The sequence below is a fragment of the Enterococcus sp. AZ088 genome (assembly GCF_051714845.1).
GTDB classification, from domain to species: Bacteria; Bacillota; Bacilli; order Lactobacillales; family Enterococcaceae; genus Enterococcus; species Enterococcus faecalis.
In genome coordinates this window covers 1,827,625-1,845,420 of the sequence record NZ_JBIOSQ010000001.1, presented here as the reverse complement: position 1 = coordinate 1,845,420, position 17,796 = coordinate 1,827,625, and the positions used below count along the sequence as shown (strand labels likewise).

Here is a 17,796-nt window from a genome sequence, read left to right as displayed (position 1 = left end):
AGAATTCGTAGACATTTGTCTACGAATTCTTCTTCTTTTTATAGAAACTATTGGCTTTTTTCTCTCTCTCAGTTAGACTAAAAAGGTTGAGAAAAGGAGAGCGTAAAAATGGATATTTATTTAAAAAAAGCAATTTTACACATTATTGATCGAGAAACTGGGACGCCGGTTTTCTCTGAAAAGGAACTAGATTTAACGACCGAGTATATTCGAACGTATTTAACTGCAAAAATTTCAAAACTTTCGACTGCACAAACAAAGACTGGAACATTGGCGGAAAATAGTTCCTTTGTTGACACGTTACGTGGGATTCCTAGTGATTTTGTGAAGAAAAGCCAAGAAGTTACCCAACATTGGTATGATGTTTATTCAGGAAGCGAAGATGCGCCTAGTGCTGATATTTTGTTCATTTTATATGAATTAGATACGGTGTTACATGTCGCAATGATTAAATTAAACTATAAAGAAAGTTACACGCATTACGTCGACTATGAAGAAGAATCCGTTTATAACAAACTGATTATCAATCGAGCAATTTTGTCTTCAAAATCACAAAAACCAGATGAAGGGATTACGGTTGACTTAGATACATTAGCATTTGAATTACTAGAGAAAAGATATGAATTTTCAGGAGAAAAAATCTGGTATTTCTCTGAAAAAGTGATTGAGACGCAAGCGGCACCTTCCATGGAAGAAAATATCAAAGAAATTAAAAAGGCAGTCAAACGCATTGGAAAGAAATTTAACGAAGATGAGTTTGAACTAATGGCTTCGGTAAAAGAAGCGGTATATGATAGCATTGAGGAAACGGGAACGATTGACAATGAGCAAATTGCTGAGCAAGTGTTTAAAGAAAATGTATCAGCTAAATTAGCTTACCAAGAAGAAGTGAATGAGTCGAAGTTTGTCGACAAAACACCGCCAGTCAGAGAATCTCGCGAAATTTCTGAAAAGAAATTTGGCAAACAAAAGTTAAAAATGGATAACGGTATTGAATTAATTGTTCCGTTAGATGTTTACCGCAATGGCGATTTAATTGAATTCGTCAATAATCCAGATGGCACAGTGTCCATTATGCTAAAAAATATCGAAAAAATTAGTAATCAATTATAAAGAAAAAACCGTTGGTCGTTTGCCAACGGTTTTTTCTTTATTTTAATTTTTCTAAAGCTTTTTCAGGGACTTCTTTTTCTGTCACTTCATTCCAACTAATCACGCCTTTACGGGGATTGACTTTCAATTTTAGATAGGCTTTCATACGTAAAGGTTGATCACGGTATTCATTTAATTCCACGGTCTTTTCTTCGCCGTTTTTATTAAACGCAGGTTGTTGATAGTAATACATGGTCGTCGGTTCACCAGAATCTGATTTTTCATCTTTCTTTTCACCAGATGTTGTGATTTGTGTATAATAGGCTTCTCCGCCGTAATAGTAATTATAAACGCCCCAGCTACCACCGGCTAAAATGACTAAGGGGATTAATATTTTTAGTAATGTTTTCATTTTCCTCACCTCAAGGAATAGTATGCCTTTTTTTTAGAAAATTTGCCATATTTTTTTCCGTTAATTGAGTGACACTTTTGTTAGTTTTGGTACTTTCTTGAAAAATTCATCATTTTTTTAAACAAAAGACAACGTTTGTCGCTCCCTTTTTTTCACTATCATGCTACAATAAAGAAAAAAAGATGGAGGTAGAGGACAATGATGCCCTTTTATTTTGGAATCGATCCAACCTATATATTGGTAATTATTGGAATTGCGATTTCTGGTGCGGCCTCCGCATATGTTAACAGTACCTTTCGTAAATATGATCAAGTACGAAGCAGTAAACATGTTACAGGCACGCAGGCAGCACAATATATTTTACAAAAAGAACAAATTAATGATGTTGGAGTTCAGCAAATTGCGGGTGATTTAACCGACAATTATAATTCTGGAAACAAAATGTTGAGCTTATCCGAAGCCACTGCTCAATCGACATCGGTCGCGGCTATTGGCGTGGCGGCTCATGAATGCGGACATGCGGTACAAGATCATACGAACTATGTGCCTTTACGTCTTCGTGCAGCCATTGTTCCAGTTGCCAACATTGGCTCAACCATCTCCTTTCCACTAATTTTGATTGGTGTTTTATTTAGTTGGAATCAAACATTAATCAACATTGGAATTTTGGCTTTTTCATTAGCCTTGATTTTTCAATTGGTGACTTTACCGGTGGAGTTTAATGCGTCTAGACGTGCATTAAGTATTCTTTCTGAAGGTGGGTTATTAACAGAAGAAGAAGTCCCAATGGCCAGAAAAGTTCTTTTTGCAGCTGCACTTACCTACGTAGCAGCGGCGCTTTCGACCTTTTTACAACTTTTACGTTTGGTTATTTTATTTGGTGGTAACAACCGACGAGACTAAGTGCTAGTAAAGGTCTTTCTATTACGCATAAAAGTAATAATATGTTATGATTAAAGTAGAAAATAACAGAGGAGCTGAAGGAAATGAAAGCATCAACAAAAATTGGTATCGGTTTAAGCATTGCTGCAGTTGCAAGTGTCTCTGTTGCAGTCATCGCTTCTGAAAAAATTATTAAGAAGGTATCTCATGTTTCCAATCGTTATAAAGTTAAAAAGTTTGTAGACGATAAATTTGATGGAAACCAAAAATTATTATCGATTGTCGATGATTTATCCGATGATGAATTAGATTCTGTTTTAAATGTTGTTGATCGTGTGAAAGATGGCGGTTCAAAATTAGCTGAATATGGCGAAAAAGTTAAAGACAATACAGATTCTTTAAAAGAACGCTTTTTCACATTTATTGAAGATGCAATGAAGTAAAAAAAGATGGCCTAGGCCATCTTTTTTTTATAAAAATAATTCTTTTGTTTCAACATAATAGCCTCTGCCACCAACTAGAACTTGATCAATTGTCTTTTGGGATGTAGTGTTCAAACGCACTAAGACTTCTGAAGGAGCGTTTAAGGTATAACCTTGGGCAAAGGTGTAATTGGTTTTTTGTAAAATTTGGTGATGGTACAGATAACAAGCTAACGCACCATTTGATGTACCAGTAGCGGCTTCTTCATCGATGTCATAAAGGGGCGCAAAATTCCTACAAATGATATTTTCTTCAGACAAAGCAAAAAGATGCATCCCAATAACTCCATACTTTTGACTAAGTAACTTAATTTTTTCAAAGTTTGGTTGTAAATCCTGTAATAATTGCGTATTTTTAATGGGAACCAAAATATCTTTTAGGCCCGTTGACACAATCTGGATAGGAAAAGCTGTTGCCACTGCGTTTAAATCAAAGCAGCCGCTCAATTCTTCTAAAGTGAGCGTATCATAAAAAGTTGGGACAGTTTGTTCCATAAATAGTTGTTCACCGTTCGCCGTGATTGCGAGCAAACCGCTGTTCGTTTCGATTGTATATGCTGTTTGCAATAATTTATTTAAGTGCTTCATAATGGTGAAAGCGCCAATTGTCGCGTGGCCACATAAGTCGACTTCTTCTTTTGGTGTAAAATATTCAAGGTGGAAATCAGCAATCTTTGAGTCTGAAATAAAAGCAGTTTCTGCAAATCCTAGTTCTTTGGCGATGGCCATTTTTTGGGTTCTCGTTAAGGGCTGTGTCATAAAAACAACGCCTGCTTTGTTGCCACCTTCGTGGTTTTTACTAAATGCACTAGCGACATATGCGGTAATTTTCATTGGAACGCCTACTTTCTAATTGGGAATAAAAAACATACGAGTACAAAATGGACGTGCTACTTTCTTAATAACAAATAACAAAAGATTAAATCATCCATTTTTTTTAAAGATAAGCCAGTTTGTTCAAAAAACTTTTCCAAACGATAGTGTAAAGTATTTCGATGCATAAATAAATCTTTTGCAGTGGAGCTGATATTGCCTTGATTTTTCCACAAAGCGCTGATGATTGGCTGAATATCGGTGTCTTTATTTAATAAACGACGATAATACTCAACAAGTACATTTTGGCTCATAGCTTCCTTGGTAAAATAGTGGAGGGCGACATCGGTTAAACTAAAAACAGTCGTCCGACTAGAGGAATTAAGTTCTTCTGAAAAAATACGTTGTTCTTCATGGAAACAACGCCGGAGAATGTCTTCAGAGGAATAAAAATTGCCAACAAATACAGCACTAGTGCAATCAAAGTCTGTATCTAATGTTAAAAAAATCCCTTGAATTTCTTCTTGTTGAAAGGTATTTTTTGACTGTTCTTCAACTAAAATATACATATTATTACTTGGACTGAAACAATCAACTGTATCTGGAAACATCTTTGTTAAATTAAATTGCCATTCAGCTTGTAATTCTTTTGTGACATTCGTTTGAATTTGCAACATACGAAAGGTCCCTTCGGCAGGTAATTTTGCCTGTTGAAATAAGTAACTGAACCAAGGATGGTTACCAGTAATTGTTGGGTTTTCAGAAATTGGGAAAAGCGCTTCCAACAAATGCTGTTCTTTAATACTTAAGAAAGCTTTATTCACAATGAAAAATTGGTCGTCAACAGGAATTGAATAGGTGGCTTCGGAACCAATTGTTTTTGATAAATAGCCTTTGGGATAAAGCTGAGATAAATTTTCAATAATCATAGACACACCTCACTGATTTATTGTACCATGAAGCAAGACAGAAGTTTAGTGGGAAAAAGCCGAAAGGTGGAAATTAATTGGGAAAAAAAGAAACAACGTTAACACAAGAAGAAAAAGAATTTTTTATGCGAGAAGCCATTGCAGAAGCGAAAAAAGCAGAAGGTTTGGCTGAGGTACCTATTGGAGCTGTAATTGTTCGGCAAGGGGAAATTATTGGCCGCGGGCATAATCTGAGAGAAGCACGGCAAGAAGCAACGGCGCATGCAGAAATGTATGCAATCCAAGAAGCGTGTCGCGGGATAGAAAATTGGCGTCTAGAAGAAACCCAATTATTTGTAACTTTAGAGCCTTGTCCAATGTGTAGTGGGGCGATGCTTTTAGCACGAATTCCAGAAGTTTATTATGGCGCAACTGATCCTAAAGCAGGCACTGCTGGGACTTTGATGAATTTATTAGAAGATGAACGCTTCAATCATGTGGCCTATGTCGAAGCAGGCGTTTTAGAAGAAGAGTGTCGCTTATTGCTAGTTCAGTTCTTTAAAAGGTTACGGGCAAAGAAAAAAGAAGAGAAACTTTTAAAAAATCAAAAGAAAGACTAGTCAAAAGAATAAAAATACGTTATACTAGGTTTTGCCGAAAGGCTAGGACAATGGCGGGCTAGTGAATTGTGTCAGATCCGGAAGGAAGCAGCACTAAGCAAGTGCCGCCATGTGTCTGATTGAATAAGGAACATATCAAGGCTGAGAAGCCTTTTTTTATTTGAAATAAAAAGAAGCAAGCCGTAAAAAATAACGGCTTGCTTCTTTTTAAATTTATGCCCAATCGCCATTTCTAAAAACTGGAACAATCGTCCCGTCTTCCTTAATGCCGTCAATATTCATTTTGTCAGATCCTACCATAAAGTCCACATGTGTTTGGCTACGATTTAAACCAGCTTCAGCTAATTCTTCTTCGCTCATCTCCGTGCCGCCTTGTAAGTTGAAGGCATAGGCCGAACCAAAGGCTAAATGATTAGAGGCGTTTTCATCGAACAATGTATTATAAAAAATCAAACCGGATTGTGAAATTGGTGAAGGGTCTGGTACTAAAGCAACTTCTCCTAAGTGTTTGGCACCTTCATCAATAGCTAAGAGATTTTTCAATGCTTCTTCGCCTTGTTCAGCTGAGAAGTCAACAACTTTTCCATCTTTAAATGTAAATTTCATTCCCGAAATGATTGTGCCAGCATAACTTAGTGGTTTTGTACTAGAAACATAACCATCAACGCGGCGACTATCTGGGGCGGTGAAAACTTCTTCTGTTGGCATATTAGCCATAAATTCTTCCCCACGAGCGTTATAACTACCAGCGCCTTCCCATAAATGGTTTTTAGGCAAACCAATCGTTAAATCTGTTCCAGGAGCTGTGTAGTGTAAAGCAGTAAATTGTTGTTCGTTTAATTCAGCCGCTTTTTCTTGTAATTTTTTATCATGGATATCCCAAGCAATAACTGGGTTTTCTTCATAAATTCGTGTTGTTTTGAAAATTTCATTCCAAAGTGCATCAACTTGTTCTTCACTTGTTGCTAATTCTGGAAAGACTTTAGCTGCCCAGCCTTCACTAGCAGCAGCTACAACAGTCCAACTTACTTTGTTGGCTTGTGTTGCTTTTCGTAGGTTGACCAATGCTTTCCCATTAGCCGCTTGGAAAGCTGCTACACGTTGTGCATCCACGCCAGCTAATGCATCAGGATTAGAAGAAACCACGCTAATTCGGCTTGCGCCTTTGGCAATCCAATCATCGGTTTGATCAATTTTATATTGAGGAACATTTTCAATACGATCAGTTGCAGCATGAGCTAAAAATTCACGTTGAATGGTTTCGTCACTCCATTGAACAATTACTTCGGCCGCACCTAAGCGATAAGCTTCTTCCGTAATTAAGCGGGCAAGGGGCGCTTGATCGACACTGATTTGTAAAACAACCGTATGATTGTCCTGAACATTGACACCCGTTTCAGCAATTAAACGTGCATATTTCTTTAGATTTTCATTAAAATTCTCTAAGGTCATTCGTGATTCCTCCTTCATTTTGATGGGTAATGACTGCTCATATCATAACACGGAAGAGCAGGGAACTCAACGAAATAAAGCCTTTATCAACTGTTATTTTAAGTTGGGGTAAAAGTTGTCGTGCTCCCGCTCAGTGAACTTTTGTACAAAGAGTTGTTCTAATTTTGCATAATAGAAAAATCGTGTTACAATAACCATAAGCATTTATTTGGAAGCGTTGTATATGAATGAATAAAGGGGATAGGGAATTATGGCAAGAAAAAAAACCATTACGAAAGAGCAGATTTTAACAGCTGCCTATGAAGTAGTCGCCACTGAAGGATTTTCGAAGTTCACTGCACGTAATATTGCTAATAAAATGAAATGTTCCACCCAACCGATTTATTTGGAATTTAAAAACATGGATGATTTACGCGATGCTTTATTCCAAAAAATTCATAAATACTTAGCGAAAGAAGTCTTTCCAGTAAAACATACCGGAAATACAATTGTTGATTTGGCTTTAAACTATATTCATTTTGCGACAAGTGAAAGTAAGTTATACCGTGCGCTTTATTTAGAAGAATATGGTGGCGGCAAAAAAATGCAAGAATTCTCTTATCACTATTTTACTGAAGCGGTAAAAGCTGATCCTGAGTATGCTAATTTAAACGATGTTCAAATTGACTCTTTACACATGGGAACATGGGTGGTCGCTACTGGTGTGGCTGCATTGATGACTTCTGGAATTATCCATCCTTCAGAAGAACAAATCATTCATTTAATGAAAGATAGTATTGAAGCAATTCTTGAACGAGATGAACCAATTGATATTGACCTATAAAAATTAAAAAAAAGTGTAACCTCATGCTGATAACTTCTGTGAGGTTACAGCAAAAGACTGTTTCTTAAAAGAACGGTCTTTTTTTGTTAAGTGTATTAATGGTAGATTATTCGCAACCATGCTACAGTAAAGAAGAGAAATAGAAAGGGGCAAAAAACATGAACCGAGTGAAAGATAAGCGTTTATGGCTAAGTATTGTAGGAATTACCGGACTAGGGCTCTTGTCGGGCTTATTTTCAGTAAATGCGAGAGAATATTATCAAGCGTTGAGATTACCAAGTTTTGCTCCGCCAGGCTGGTTATTTGGACCAGTGTGGTTGGTGTTGTATATTTTTATGGGCATTACTTTTTATTTCATCTTAGTTCATCCAAATAAACAACAGAAAAAACGGATGATTACGCTATTTATTTTACAATTTATTGCGAATTTTTTCTGGACATTTTTCTTTTTTTCTTTACAAAATAATTTAGTATCTGTGATTGATATCTCATTGTTATGGCTATTATTAATAGTTCAACAGTGGGACTACTTGCGTTATAAATTAATAACGCGTGGCTGGTTGATGATTCCTTATATTCTTTGGGTTACTTTTGCGGCAGCTTTAAATTACAGTATTTTATTTTTAAATTAGGAATATCAAAACACCAGAGAAAAATGGGAACTAGCCATTTTTCTCTGGTGTTTTTTTTATTTATTTATTTCAACGTAGTTATTCTGCGGCAGTTGCTAATTTTTTCGCAAATTCTTCTAAACGTTGGATGTCGTCTTCTTCAGCGGCTAAATCAACTTTAACGCTGTCGGCGCCTTTTTTTGCCCCAATTTGAGTAAAGACTGCTTCGAAGTCGTCCACCGATTTACAAAAATCATCATAAAACGTGTCTCCTGAACCACAAATGCCGAAGATTTTTCCTGATAAATCAATCTCTTGTAAGTCTTCATAAAAGTCGACAATTTCATCAGGTAAATCGCCATCGCCATACGTATATGTAGCTACTACACAGATATCGGCCTCTTCAAAATCAGCGGCATCGACTTGCGTACACTCATCAATTTCGACCTCTAATTCTAAATCTTCAAATGCTTCTGCAACAATGTCGGCAATTTCTTCTGTATTCCCAGTCATGCTTGCATACACAATTTTAGCTAACGTCATAAACTTTCTTCCCCCTCATACAATTCTGTCACTTATTATAGCAGATGCGCATTTCTTATAAAAGACTAGCGAGTGCTTTTATTAAGGGACTTTTTGAAAATTGGTGTTTGAACAATCTTTTTTGCAAAAAATGTGATAAAATAATTTGAATGAAACAAGTTTAGGAGAGATAGTATGATTACATTAAAATCACCACGAGAAATTGAAATGATGGATGAATCAGGGGAATTATTAGCGGATGTTCACCGTCATTTACGGACGTTTATTAAACCTGGCATTACAAGCTGGGATATTGAAGTATTTGTGAGAGACTTTATTGAAAGTCATGGTGGCGTGGCGGCTCAAATTGGCTATGAAGGTTACAAATATGCTACTTGTTGTAGTATCAACGACGAAATCTGCCACGGATTTCCTCGTAAAAAAGTATTAAAAGATGGCGACCTAATCAAAGTAGATATGTGTGTCGACTTAAAAGGCGCAATCTCTGATTCATGCTGGTCTTATGTCGTGGGTGAATCAACACCTGAAATTGACCGCTTGATGGAAGTAACCAAAAAAGCGCTATATCTTGGGATTGACCAAGCACAAGTAGGAAATAGAATTGGCGACATTGGTCATGCAATTCAAACGTATGTAGAAGGAGAAGGCTACGGGGTAGTTCGCGATTTTGTAGGCCACGGCATTGGCCCAACTATCCATGAAAGTCCAATGATTCCTCACTATGGTGAAGCAGGTAAAGGACTACGTTTAAAAGAGGGAATGGTTATTACCATTGAGCCAATGGTTAACACAGGAACTTGGCGCATGAAAATGGACCCAAATGGTTGGACTGCTTATACTGAAGATGGCGGTCTAAGTTGTCAATATGAACATTCATTAGCGATTACGAAAGAAGGTCCAAGAATCTTAACGTCACAAGGCGAAGAATTGACTTATTAATAAGGAGAGTGTGTGATGAAGTTTCTCGACAACATCAAAAAGAATCAATCTTTGATGCGTTTTATTGAGACAACGCAAAGTCACATGGTCACAGCCGAAATAGGCAACAGCTCAGTGGTTGTTGCCTATTATTTATTACTCTCGCTGTTTCCATTACTGATTGCGGTAGGTAATGTCTTACCTTATTTAAGAATCGACCCTAATTCTGTGTTGCCTTATATTGCAGAGGCGATTCCGAAAGATGTTTATAAGAACTTAGAACCAGCGATTCGTTCACTACTGACTCAACGTTCAGGCGGGTTGCTTTCTGTTTCCGCTTTAGCAGCATTTTGGAGTGCCAGTCAAAGTATTAATGCACTACAAAACGCGATGAATAAAGCTTTTGGTGTCGAACAAAGGAAAAATTTTATTCTCGTAAGAGTGGTCTCGTTTTTAGTTATTTTGTTATTTATGGTAGCGATTGTTGGTGTAGTAGTAATTTTAGGTCTGGGTCAGTACATTATTGAATTACTGCAACCAATTTTCCATTACTCAACGTCTGTGATCGATACTTTCCAAGCGTTAAAATGGCCGTTAACGACCGTCGTTTTATTAGTGATTATGTGTTTGATTTATGCGGTCGTTCCTAATCGGAAATTATCGTTACGTTCTATTTTGCCAGGGGCTATTTTTTCGACAGTCGGTTGGATGCTATTATCACAAATTTTTGGTTTGTACGTAAAATATTTTAGTTCTAGAATCGCAAGTTATCAAATCATCGGGAGTTTTATCATCTTGATGTTATGGCTGAATTTTGCTGCCACGATTATTATTTTAGGAGCAATTGTCAACGCTGTCGTCGATGAATACTTATCTGGAGATAAAGAAAAGAAACAACCAAGTTTTGAACAACGCTTGTTTAGATGGTTTAAAAAGAAAAAATAAATGGATTTCTTTAAAAAAGTCTAAACCGTTGCCAGAACACATGTTTCAGCTTGTAAATGCTTCAGTTTACGGTATAATATACCCTGAACGAGAAGAAAGTGGGTTCGACTATGTCACTATTTATTTATGAAGTTTTAATACGTTTATTTATGACATTTATCTTATCTTTGCTATTAACACCACTTGTTAAGCTTCTAGCGTTTCGGATTGGCGCCTACGATGCACCAGGAGAGCGACGAATCAATACCAAAAATATGCCTACAGCAGGAGGACTTGCAATCTACATTGCTTTTGCTAGTTCATGTTTATTGATTTTTCGTTCGATTATCCCACAAGATTATATTTGGCCGATTATTTTGGCTGGTGGAATGGTTGTTTTGACAGGCCTCATTGATGATATTAAAGAGATTACTCCAATGAAAAAAACAATCGGTATTTTGTTAGCAGCATTAGTTATTTATTTTGTTGCTGGAATTCGGATAGATTTTGTGACGTTGCCAGTTGTTGGAATGATTGATTTACGCTGGTTTAGTTTACCACTAACTTTATTGTGGATTTTAGCGATTACGAATGCAGTAAATTTAATTGATGGTTTGGATGGTTTAGCATCAGGCGTATCCATTATTGGATTAACCACGATTGGTATTACAGGGTATTTTTTCTTACATGCTAAAACGGTCTATATTCCAATTGTTATTTTTATTTTAGTTGCGAGCATTGCGGGATTTTTCCCATACAATTTTTATCCGGCTAAAATATTTCTAGGAGATACCGGGGCGTTATTCCTCGGGTTTATGATTGCAGTAATGTCGTTACAGGGCTTGAAAAATGCTACGTTTATTACGGTAATTACGCCAATGGTGATTTTAGGTGTACCAATTACGGATACGGTTTATGCAATTATTCGACGGCTATTGAACAAGAAGCCCATTTCCTCAGCAGATAAAATGCATTTGCATCACCGCTTGTTATCTTTAGGTTTTACCCATAAAGGGGCGGTCATGACTATTTATGCGTTAGCGTTAGTTTTTTCCTTTGTTTCTTTATTGTTCAGCTATTCAAGTACAGTAGCATCAATTTTATTAATTGTCTTTTGTTTAATTGGCTTAGAATTATTTATTGAATTAATCGGTCTAGTTGGCGAAGGGCATCAACCGTTGATGTATTTGTTACGGATTTTAGGGAACCGTGAATATCGTCAGGAGCAAATGAAAAAGCGACTTGGCAAGCATTCTAAGAGAAAGTAAAGAAATCTTTAGGTTGCTTTGCGAGAGCGTAAACCTATGATATAATTCCATTAAACTTAAAAAAGTATATGTGTGAAACATATGCTTTTTTTTTAAGACGATGTTTCAGTAGTAAGGAGAAATGAGCATGCAAGAAATGGTAACAATCTCGATTGTCACTTATAATAGTCGTTACATTTTTAATGTACTAGACCAATTAAAAGCCGAACTAGGTACTGATAGTATCTATGATATTCATATCTATGACAATCATTCTGAAACAGCGTATCTTGAAAAATTAACAACATATGAACCATTTATTACTATCCATCGCGCTGAAGAAAATCAAGGGTTTGGTCATGGTCATAATCAAGTGTTATTCAATGCTTCGACAAAGTATGCAATTATTTTTAATCCCGATGTGTTGGTTACTAAAGACGTGCTTGATCGTTTATTAGACCGTATCAAAATAGATAAGAACATTGCAGTCGTTAGCCCTAAAGTGCTAAATGAAGATGGCACGACGCAATATTTAGTTCGTCAAAAATTAGATGTTTTCGATTATATGTTACGTTTTATTCCCTTTCAATTTGTAAAGAAAATTTTTGATAAACGTTTGAGTATTTATGAATGTCGCGATTTGTCGGATACAGAAACAACGGATATTAAAATGGGCTCAGGCTGTTTTATGTTGATTGATCGTGAAAAATTCGTTGAAATTGGTGGGTTCGATGAACGTTTCTTCATGTACTTTGAAGACAACGATTTATGTTTACGTTTTGGCAAAGCAGGCTATCGGATTCTCTATACGCCTTTTGAAACGGTTGTTCACATGTATGAAAAGGGCGCCCATAAAAGTCGAAAATTGTTTAAAATCTTTATGCAATCAATGGGAAAATTTTTTAACAAATGGGGCTGGAGGTTCTTTTAATGAGTCAAAGATTAGCGGTAGTCATCGTCTTATATCAAATGAAAATGGCTGATACGCCGAATTATTTGTTATTAAAAGAAGTGGTAGATCACCCCGAATTGCACTTATTTATTTATGACAACAGCCCACTTCCTCAAGAAGATGCATTATTTTTACAACAAAATGTTACTTATCGACATAATCCTGATAATCCAGGCCTAGCGACCGCTTATAATGAAGCGATTGCTTTTAGTCAAACGAATCAATGTGAATTATTGTTGCTCCTTGACCAAGACACAGAAGTGCCAGCCTCTTATTTTGATACGTTGATCATCATGCCGTTAGATCCGACTGTGGCAGTCTATGTTCCAATTGTAGAAGCAAATGGACAACAAATTTCGCCAGTTTATAGTGATCAATATGTTGGACTTAAAGGAGCAAAGCCAACAGCAGGGATAGCCAACCAACCGTTGATGGCTATCAATTCTGGTACAGTCATTACGGCAGAAACACTGCGCTGGTTGGAAGGATTTTCGGAAGAATTTCCTTTGGACTATTTAGACCATTGGTTCTTTTATCAATTAAATCAAGCCAATAAAAAGATTGAAGTCTTACCAATCCACCTAAAACAAGAATTGTCTGTTTTAGATTATCGTACAATGAGTCCTCAACGTTATCGCTCTATTATTGAAGCAGAAACGTTATTTTATCGTCGATATGATCAAGAAAAGTTTTCCCATCATCGACGCCATTTATTTTTACGCAGTAGTAAGCAATTTTTAACTGTCAAAAATCGCCAAATTTGGCGGCAAACATTGGCAGAATTTCTCAAGTTAATGAAAGGATAATCTATGATCTCAGTTTGTATTGCGACATATAATGGAGAAAAATATCTCGCGGAACAATTAGATAGTATTCTTTTACAAGTCAGTGAAGAAGATGAACTAATTATTTCAGATGATGGTTCTACTGATCATACGTTGGAAATTTTGAGGACGTATGCAGCGAATTATCCCCAAATTCAATTGTTACAAGGTCCAGGACAAGGAGTGATTGCTAATTTTGCATTTGCGCTTACGCATACGAAAGGCGAAGTGATATTTTTAGCAGATCAAGATGATGTTTGGTTGCCAAATAAAGTAACGACGGTGACAGAATATTTTGAAGCGCACCCTGACATTCAAGTGGTTATTAGTGACTTGAAAATTGTTGATGCGGATTTACAAGTTACCAATCCCTCTTATTTTAAGTTCCGAAAAGTCAAACCAGGGTTTTGGCGAAATGCGATAAAAAGTGGCTATATTGGGGCAGGTATGGCCTTTCGTCAAGAGATGAAAAATGTCATTTTACCCATTCCGCCAGAAGTTCCTATGCATGATATGTGGATTGGCTTATTAGCTGCACGGAAGAAGCAAACGGGTCTCATTAAAGAACCATTAGTGCTTTACCGAAGACATGGAGCGAATGTCAGCCCTATTATTACCAAAACAAGTTTCCAACAAAAATTAAATTGGCGTGTGAATTTATTAAAAGCTTTACATCAGCGTTTAAAGGAACAACGCTAAACTTTTACAGATTTGTAAAATTTACGTAAAAAACATGACAAACCCTATGCTTAATGCGATAATAGGGAAGGATATTTGGTTTTATAGAAACTAAAAATAGAAGTATTTAAGGAGATTGTTCATGAAAGGAATTATTTTAGCAGGCGGAAGCGGGACACGCTTATATCCGCTAACAAAAGCAACATCAAAACAATTAATGCCAATTTACGACAAACCAATGATTTATTACCCAATGTCAACGTTAATGTTGGCGGGAATTAATGAAATTTTGATTATCTCTACACCAGAAGATACACCACGTTTTGAAAGCTTATTCGGCGATGGCCATGATTTAGGCATTCATATCGAATACGCGGTACAAGAAAGCCCAGATGGTTTGGCGCAAGCATTTATTATTGGTGAAGAATTTATTGGTGATGATAGTGTCTGCTTAGTTTTAGGGGACAATATTTATTATGGTGGCGGCTTATCAAAAATGTTGCAACGAGCGGCTTCTAAAGAGTCAGGGGCAACAGTCTTTGGCTACCATGTAAATGATCCAGAACGTTTCGGCGTGGTAGAATTTGATGAAGAGATGCGGGCGCTTTCTATTGAAGAAAAACCGGCACAACCGAAGTCAAATTATGCAGTGACAGGTTTGTATTTTTACGACAATGAAGTGGTTGAAATTGCGAAAGGGATCAAACCGTCAGAACGTGGGGAATTAGAAATAACAGACGTTAATAAAGTCTACCTTGAAAAAAATAAACTTTCTGTTGAGGTAATGGGCCGTGGCTTTGCTTGGTTAGATACAGGCACACACGAATCTTTATTAGAAGCGTCAACATTTATTGAAACAATTGAAAAACGTCAAAATTTAAAAGTCGCTTGTTTGGAAGAAATTGCTTATCGAATGGGCTATATTACAAAAGAACAATTGGTAGAATTGGCACAACCATTGAAGAAAAATGGCTACGGCCAATACTTGCTACGTTTAGCAGCAGAATAGGAGCGAAGAAACGTGAAAGTTATTGATACAAAATTACAAGATGTCAAAATTATCGAAATGGATGTTTTCGGTGATCATCGTGGCTTTTTTACAGAAAGTTATTCCAAAGCTAAATTTGCAGAACATGGATTAGACTTTGATTTTGTCCAAGATAATCATTCATTATCAACAGAAGCAGGTGTCTTGCGTGGATTGCATTTTCAAAAAGGCGAAGCTGCGCAAACAAAACTAATTCGCGTTGTAACAGGTGCGGTATTAGATGTGATTGTTGATATTCGTAAAGGGAGTCCAACCTATGGTCAATGGGAAGGCTACATTTTATCAGAACATAATCACCGTCAGCTTTTAGTACCAAAAGGTTTTGCTCATGGTTTTGTCACCTTGACACCGAACGTGAATTTTATGTACAAGTGTGACAATTACTATAATGCGGCAGCAGACGGCGGTATTGCTTTTAACGATCCAGCGTTAGCTATTGATTGGCCAATTGCGCCAGAAAAAGCGATTACGTCAGAAAAGGATCAAAAACATCCAACCTTAAAAGAATTTGAAGCGGAAAATCCGTTTATCTATGGCGAAATTTAAGAAAAAAGTAGGAGAGTTTCAATTATGAAAAAAATCATCGTAACAGGTGGAGCTGGTTTTATCGGCTCAAATTTTGTTCATTATGTTGTAAAGAATCATCCAGAAGTTCATGTAACTGTATTAGATAAATTAACGTATGCAGGAAATGAAAAAAATCTTGAAGGTCTACCAAGTGATCGCGTGGAATTAGTCGTAGGAGATATCGCTGATGCTGAATTAGTTAATCGTTTAGTCGCTGAAACAGATGCGGTCGTTCACTATGCTGCTGAATCGCATAACGACAACTCATTAAACGACCCATTCCCATTTGTACAAACCAATCTGATTGGGACGTACACATTGATCGAAGCTTGCCGTAAAAATAATGTTCGTTACCACCATGTATCGACTGATGAAGTTTATGGCGATTTACCTTTAAGAGAAGATTTACCAGGACATGGAGAAGGCGAAGGGGAAAAATTCACTGCCGAAACGCCTTACAATCCTTCAAGTCCTTATTCTTCAACAAAAGCAGGATCTGACTTGTTAGTCAAAGCATGGGTTCGTTCTTTTAACTTACAAGCAACAATTTCAAACTGTTCAAATAACTATGGTCCATATCAACATATTGAAAAATTTATTCCTCGTCAAATTACCAATGTCTTAAGCGGCATTACACCAAAACTTTATGGTGCTGGTAAAAATGTTCGTGACTGGATTCATACAAACGACCATTCTTCGGCTGTTTGGGCAATTTTAACAAAAGGGCAAATTGGCGAAACATATTTAATCGGAGCCGATGGTGAAGAAGACAATAAAACAGTGATGGAATTAATTTTAGAATTAATGGGACAACCTGTTGATGCCTATGAGCATGTCAACGATCGTGCAGGACATGACTTACGTTATGCGATTGATTCAACCAGATTACGCGAAGAATTAGGTTGGGAACCAGAATTCACGAATTTCCGTGAAGGCTTGGCAGAAACAATCAAGTGGTATACAGAAAATGAAGACTGGTGGCGTGCAGATAAAGAAGCTGTTGAAGCAAAATATGCACAAAATGGTCAGTAATTTTTTCTGACATGTGAGATAACAGTCGAAAGGCGATGGCAAAGTACAAAAGCTACTTTGCCCTGCCTTTTTTTCAAGAAGGAGCGAAAAAAATGATTTTAATTACTGGTGGAAATGGCCAATTGGGCACAGAATTACGTCACCTATTAGACGAACAAGGAATTGAGTATGTTTCAACGGATTCCACAGAATTAGATATTACTGATGCGGATAGTACGTTGGCAAAAGTGAAAGAAATTCAACCAAGCGTCATTTATCATTGTGCTGCTTATACAGCTGTTGATAAAGCAGAAGACGAAGGCAAGGAATTAGATGAAAAAGTGAATGTAGATGGCACACGTCATGTTGCAGAAGCTGCTAAAGCAGTGGGGGCGACACTTGTTTATGTAAGTACAGATTACATTTTTGATGGAACTAAAAAAGAAGGCGTCTATGCGATTGATGATCAACCGAATCCTTTAAATGAGTATGGTCGGACGAAGTTATTAGGTGAACAAGCGGTCCAAGAAATCCTGGACGACTATTATATTATTCGAACATCATGGGTATTTGGTCAATACGGTCATAACTTTGTCTTTACCATGCAAAAATTAGCGGAAACAAGAGACCAACTAACGGTAGTGGACGATCAGTTTGGCCGCCCAACTTGGACAAGAACGTTAGCCGAATTTATGGCATTTGTTATTGCAGAAAAAGCGCCATTTGGTGTTTATCATTTGTCTAATGAAAACAGCTGTAGCTGGTATCAGTTTGCTAAAGAAATTTTAAAAGATACTGAAGTGGAAGTACTGCCAGTGGATTCAACTCAATTTCCACAAAAGGCGCAAAGACCACAATATTCTGTCATGGATTTAAGTAAAACAGAAGCGTTAGGCTTTAAAATTCCTACTTGGCAAGAAGCCTTAGCACAAATGTTAGAAAATGTTCAACAATAAATTGCTTTGTGTAAGTGAGGGGTTTTGTTAGAG

The 17,796-nt window shown here is 36.9% G+C and carries 21 protein-coding genes and 1 other RNA gene; 17 read left to right on the top strand and 5 right to left on the bottom strand.

All coding sequences use genetic code 11. The annotated features are described in order from the left end of the window. Positions 1 to 108: 108 nt before the first annotated feature. The gene (locus IGL17_RS08990; protein ID WP_002356866.1) at positions 109 to 1,113 is read left to right on the top strand and encodes a nucleoid-associated protein; all 1,005 of its coding nucleotides are present in this window, start codon (positions 109 to 111) and stop codon (positions 1,111 to 1,113) included. 37 nt (positions 1,114 to 1,150) lie between these two features. Here IGL17_RS08990 and IGL17_RS08985 read toward each other — a convergent pair whose 3' ends face one another. Next, positions 1,151 to 1,504 carry a YxeA family protein gene (locus IGL17_RS08985; RefSeq protein ID WP_002398569.1) on the bottom strand — a complete coding sequence of 118 codons (354 nt, stop codon included), beginning with the start codon at positions 1,502 to 1,504 and terminating at the stop codon, positions 1,151 to 1,153. A 198-nt stretch (positions 1,505 to 1,702) separates the two neighbouring features. Between IGL17_RS08985 and IGL17_RS08980 the strand changes: the two genes are divergently transcribed. Together IGL17_RS08980 and IGL17_RS08975 are read left to right on the top strand one after the other, a co-directional pair. Further along, positions 1,703 to 2,407 (top strand): zinc metallopeptidase, encoded by a 705-nt coding sequence (locus IGL17_RS08980; protein WP_002384290.1) that lies wholly within the window; start codon positions 1,703 to 1,705, stop codon positions 2,405 to 2,407. An 83-nt stretch (positions 2,408 to 2,490) separates the two neighbouring features. After that, a complete protein-coding gene (locus IGL17_RS08975) occupies positions 2,491 to 2,829 on the top strand; it encodes a hypothetical protein (RefSeq protein WP_002356871.1) in 339 nt (112 codons plus the stop codon). A gap of 27 nt (positions 2,830 to 2,856) precedes the next feature. On the opposite strand, the gene IGL17_RS08970 is transcribed toward IGL17_RS08975, so the two are convergent. Both IGL17_RS08970 and IGL17_RS08965 read right to left on the bottom strand, forming a co-directional pair. Further along, entirely contained in the window at positions 2,857 to 3,702 is an 846-nt protein-coding gene (locus IGL17_RS08970) for a PhzF family phenazine biosynthesis protein (protein ID WP_016618076.1), read from the bottom strand. Positions 3,703 to 3,758: 56 nt separating this feature from the next. Continuing rightward, the gene (locus tag IGL17_RS08965; RefSeq protein WP_002383772.1) at positions 3,759 to 4,610 is read right to left on the bottom strand and encodes a PucR family transcriptional regulator; all 852 of its coding nucleotides are present in this window, start codon (positions 4,608 to 4,610) and stop codon (positions 3,759 to 3,761) included. A gap of 77 nt (positions 4,611 to 4,687) precedes the next feature. Between IGL17_RS08965 and tadA the strand changes: the two genes are divergently transcribed. Continuing rightward, positions 4,688 to 5,209, top strand: coding sequence for a tRNA adenosine(34) deaminase TadA (gene tadA / locus IGL17_RS08960; RefSeq protein WP_002384292.1), 522 nt, complete (start codon positions 4,688 to 4,690; stop codon positions 5,207 to 5,209). A 39-nt stretch (positions 5,210 to 5,248) separates the two neighbouring features. Then, positions 5,249 to 5,335: signal recognition particle sRNA small type (ffs, locus tag IGL17_RS08955), an RNA gene on the top strand. Between the two features lie 87 nt (positions 5,336 to 5,422). On the opposite strand, the gene IGL17_RS08950 is transcribed toward ffs, so the two are convergent. Further along, positions 5,423 to 6,661 (bottom strand): aminopeptidase, encoded by a 1,239-nt coding sequence (locus IGL17_RS08950; RefSeq protein ID WP_002362125.1) that lies wholly within the window; start codon positions 6,659 to 6,661, stop codon positions 5,423 to 5,425. Positions 6,662 to 6,911: 250 nt separating this feature from the next. Between IGL17_RS08950 and IGL17_RS08945 the strand changes: the two genes are divergently transcribed. After that, positions 6,912 to 7,484, top strand: coding sequence for a TetR/AcrR family transcriptional regulator (locus IGL17_RS08945; RefSeq protein WP_002356883.1), 573 nt, complete (start codon positions 6,912 to 6,914; stop codon positions 7,482 to 7,484). 158 nt (positions 7,485 to 7,642) lie between these two features. Continuing rightward, a complete protein-coding gene (locus tag IGL17_RS08940) occupies positions 7,643 to 8,116 on the top strand; it encodes a TspO/MBR family protein (protein ID WP_002419752.1) in 474 nt (157 codons plus the stop codon). A 78-nt stretch (positions 8,117 to 8,194) separates the two neighbouring features. On the opposite strand, the gene IGL17_RS08935 is transcribed toward IGL17_RS08940, so the two are convergent. After that, the gene (locus IGL17_RS08935; protein WP_016618074.1) at positions 8,195 to 8,638 is read right to left on the bottom strand and encodes a flavodoxin; all 444 of its coding nucleotides are present in this window, start codon (positions 8,636 to 8,638) and stop codon (positions 8,195 to 8,197) included. A gap of 174 nt (positions 8,639 to 8,812) precedes the next feature. On the opposite strand from IGL17_RS08935, the gene map reads away from it, so the two are divergent. The 10 genes from map to rfbD all read left to right on the top strand — a co-directional run bounded on the left by map (position 8,813) and on the right by rfbD (position 17,763). Next, complete coding sequence (gene map, locus IGL17_RS08930; RefSeq protein ID WP_002389095.1) at positions 8,813 to 9,577, top strand: type I methionyl aminopeptidase; 765 nt, start codon at positions 8,813 to 8,815, stop codon at positions 9,575 to 9,577. 15 nt (positions 9,578 to 9,592) lie between these two features. Further along, positions 9,593 to 10,501: a YihY/virulence factor BrkB family protein gene (locus tag IGL17_RS08925; RefSeq protein ID WP_002383768.1), complete on the top strand. Its 909-nt coding sequence runs from the start codon at positions 9,593 to 9,595 to the stop codon at positions 10,499 to 10,501. A 110-nt stretch (positions 10,502 to 10,611) separates the two neighbouring features. Then, entirely contained in the window at positions 10,612 to 11,748 is a 1,137-nt protein-coding gene (locus tag IGL17_RS08920) for an MraY family glycosyltransferase (RefSeq protein WP_002366956.1), read from the top strand. A 121-nt stretch (positions 11,749 to 11,869) separates the two neighbouring features. Then, the gene (locus tag IGL17_RS08915; protein ID WP_002359892.1) at positions 11,870 to 12,658 is read left to right on the top strand and encodes a glycosyltransferase family 2 protein; all 789 of its coding nucleotides are present in this window, start codon (positions 11,870 to 11,872) and stop codon (positions 12,656 to 12,658) included. Then, entirely contained in the window at positions 12,658 to 13,485 is an 828-nt protein-coding gene (locus IGL17_RS08910) for a glycosyltransferase (protein ID WP_002370382.1), read from the top strand. The genes IGL17_RS08915 and IGL17_RS08910 overlap by 1 nt, the downstream gene beginning before the upstream one ends. Before the next feature lie 3 nt (positions 13,486 to 13,488). Then, positions 13,489 to 14,202: a glycosyltransferase family 2 protein gene (locus IGL17_RS08905; protein ID WP_002384299.1), complete on the top strand. Its 714-nt coding sequence runs from the start codon at positions 13,489 to 13,491 to the stop codon at positions 14,200 to 14,202. 121 nt (positions 14,203 to 14,323) lie between these two features. Further along, on the top strand, positions 14,324 to 15,190 hold the full coding sequence (gene rfbA / locus IGL17_RS08900; RefSeq protein ID WP_002364387.1) for a glucose-1-phosphate thymidylyltransferase RfbA: 867 nt from the start codon (positions 14,324 to 14,326) through the stop codon (positions 15,188 to 15,190). A gap of 12 nt (positions 15,191 to 15,202) precedes the next feature. Beyond that, the gene (gene rfbC, locus IGL17_RS08895; RefSeq protein ID WP_002356893.1) at positions 15,203 to 15,775 is read left to right on the top strand and encodes a dTDP-4-dehydrorhamnose 3,5-epimerase; all 573 of its coding nucleotides are present in this window, start codon (positions 15,203 to 15,205) and stop codon (positions 15,773 to 15,775) included. A 24-nt stretch (positions 15,776 to 15,799) separates the two neighbouring features. Continuing rightward, the gene (gene rfbB, locus IGL17_RS08890; RefSeq protein ID WP_002359895.1) at positions 15,800 to 16,828 is read left to right on the top strand and encodes a dTDP-glucose 4,6-dehydratase; all 1,029 of its coding nucleotides are present in this window, start codon (positions 15,800 to 15,802) and stop codon (positions 16,826 to 16,828) included. A 92-nt stretch (positions 16,829 to 16,920) separates the two neighbouring features. Continuing rightward, a complete protein-coding gene (rfbD, locus tag IGL17_RS08885; protein WP_002356895.1) occupies positions 16,921 to 17,763 on the top strand; it encodes a dTDP-4-dehydrorhamnose reductase in 843 nt (280 codons plus the stop codon). Positions 17,764 to 17,796: the final 33 nt, after the last annotated feature.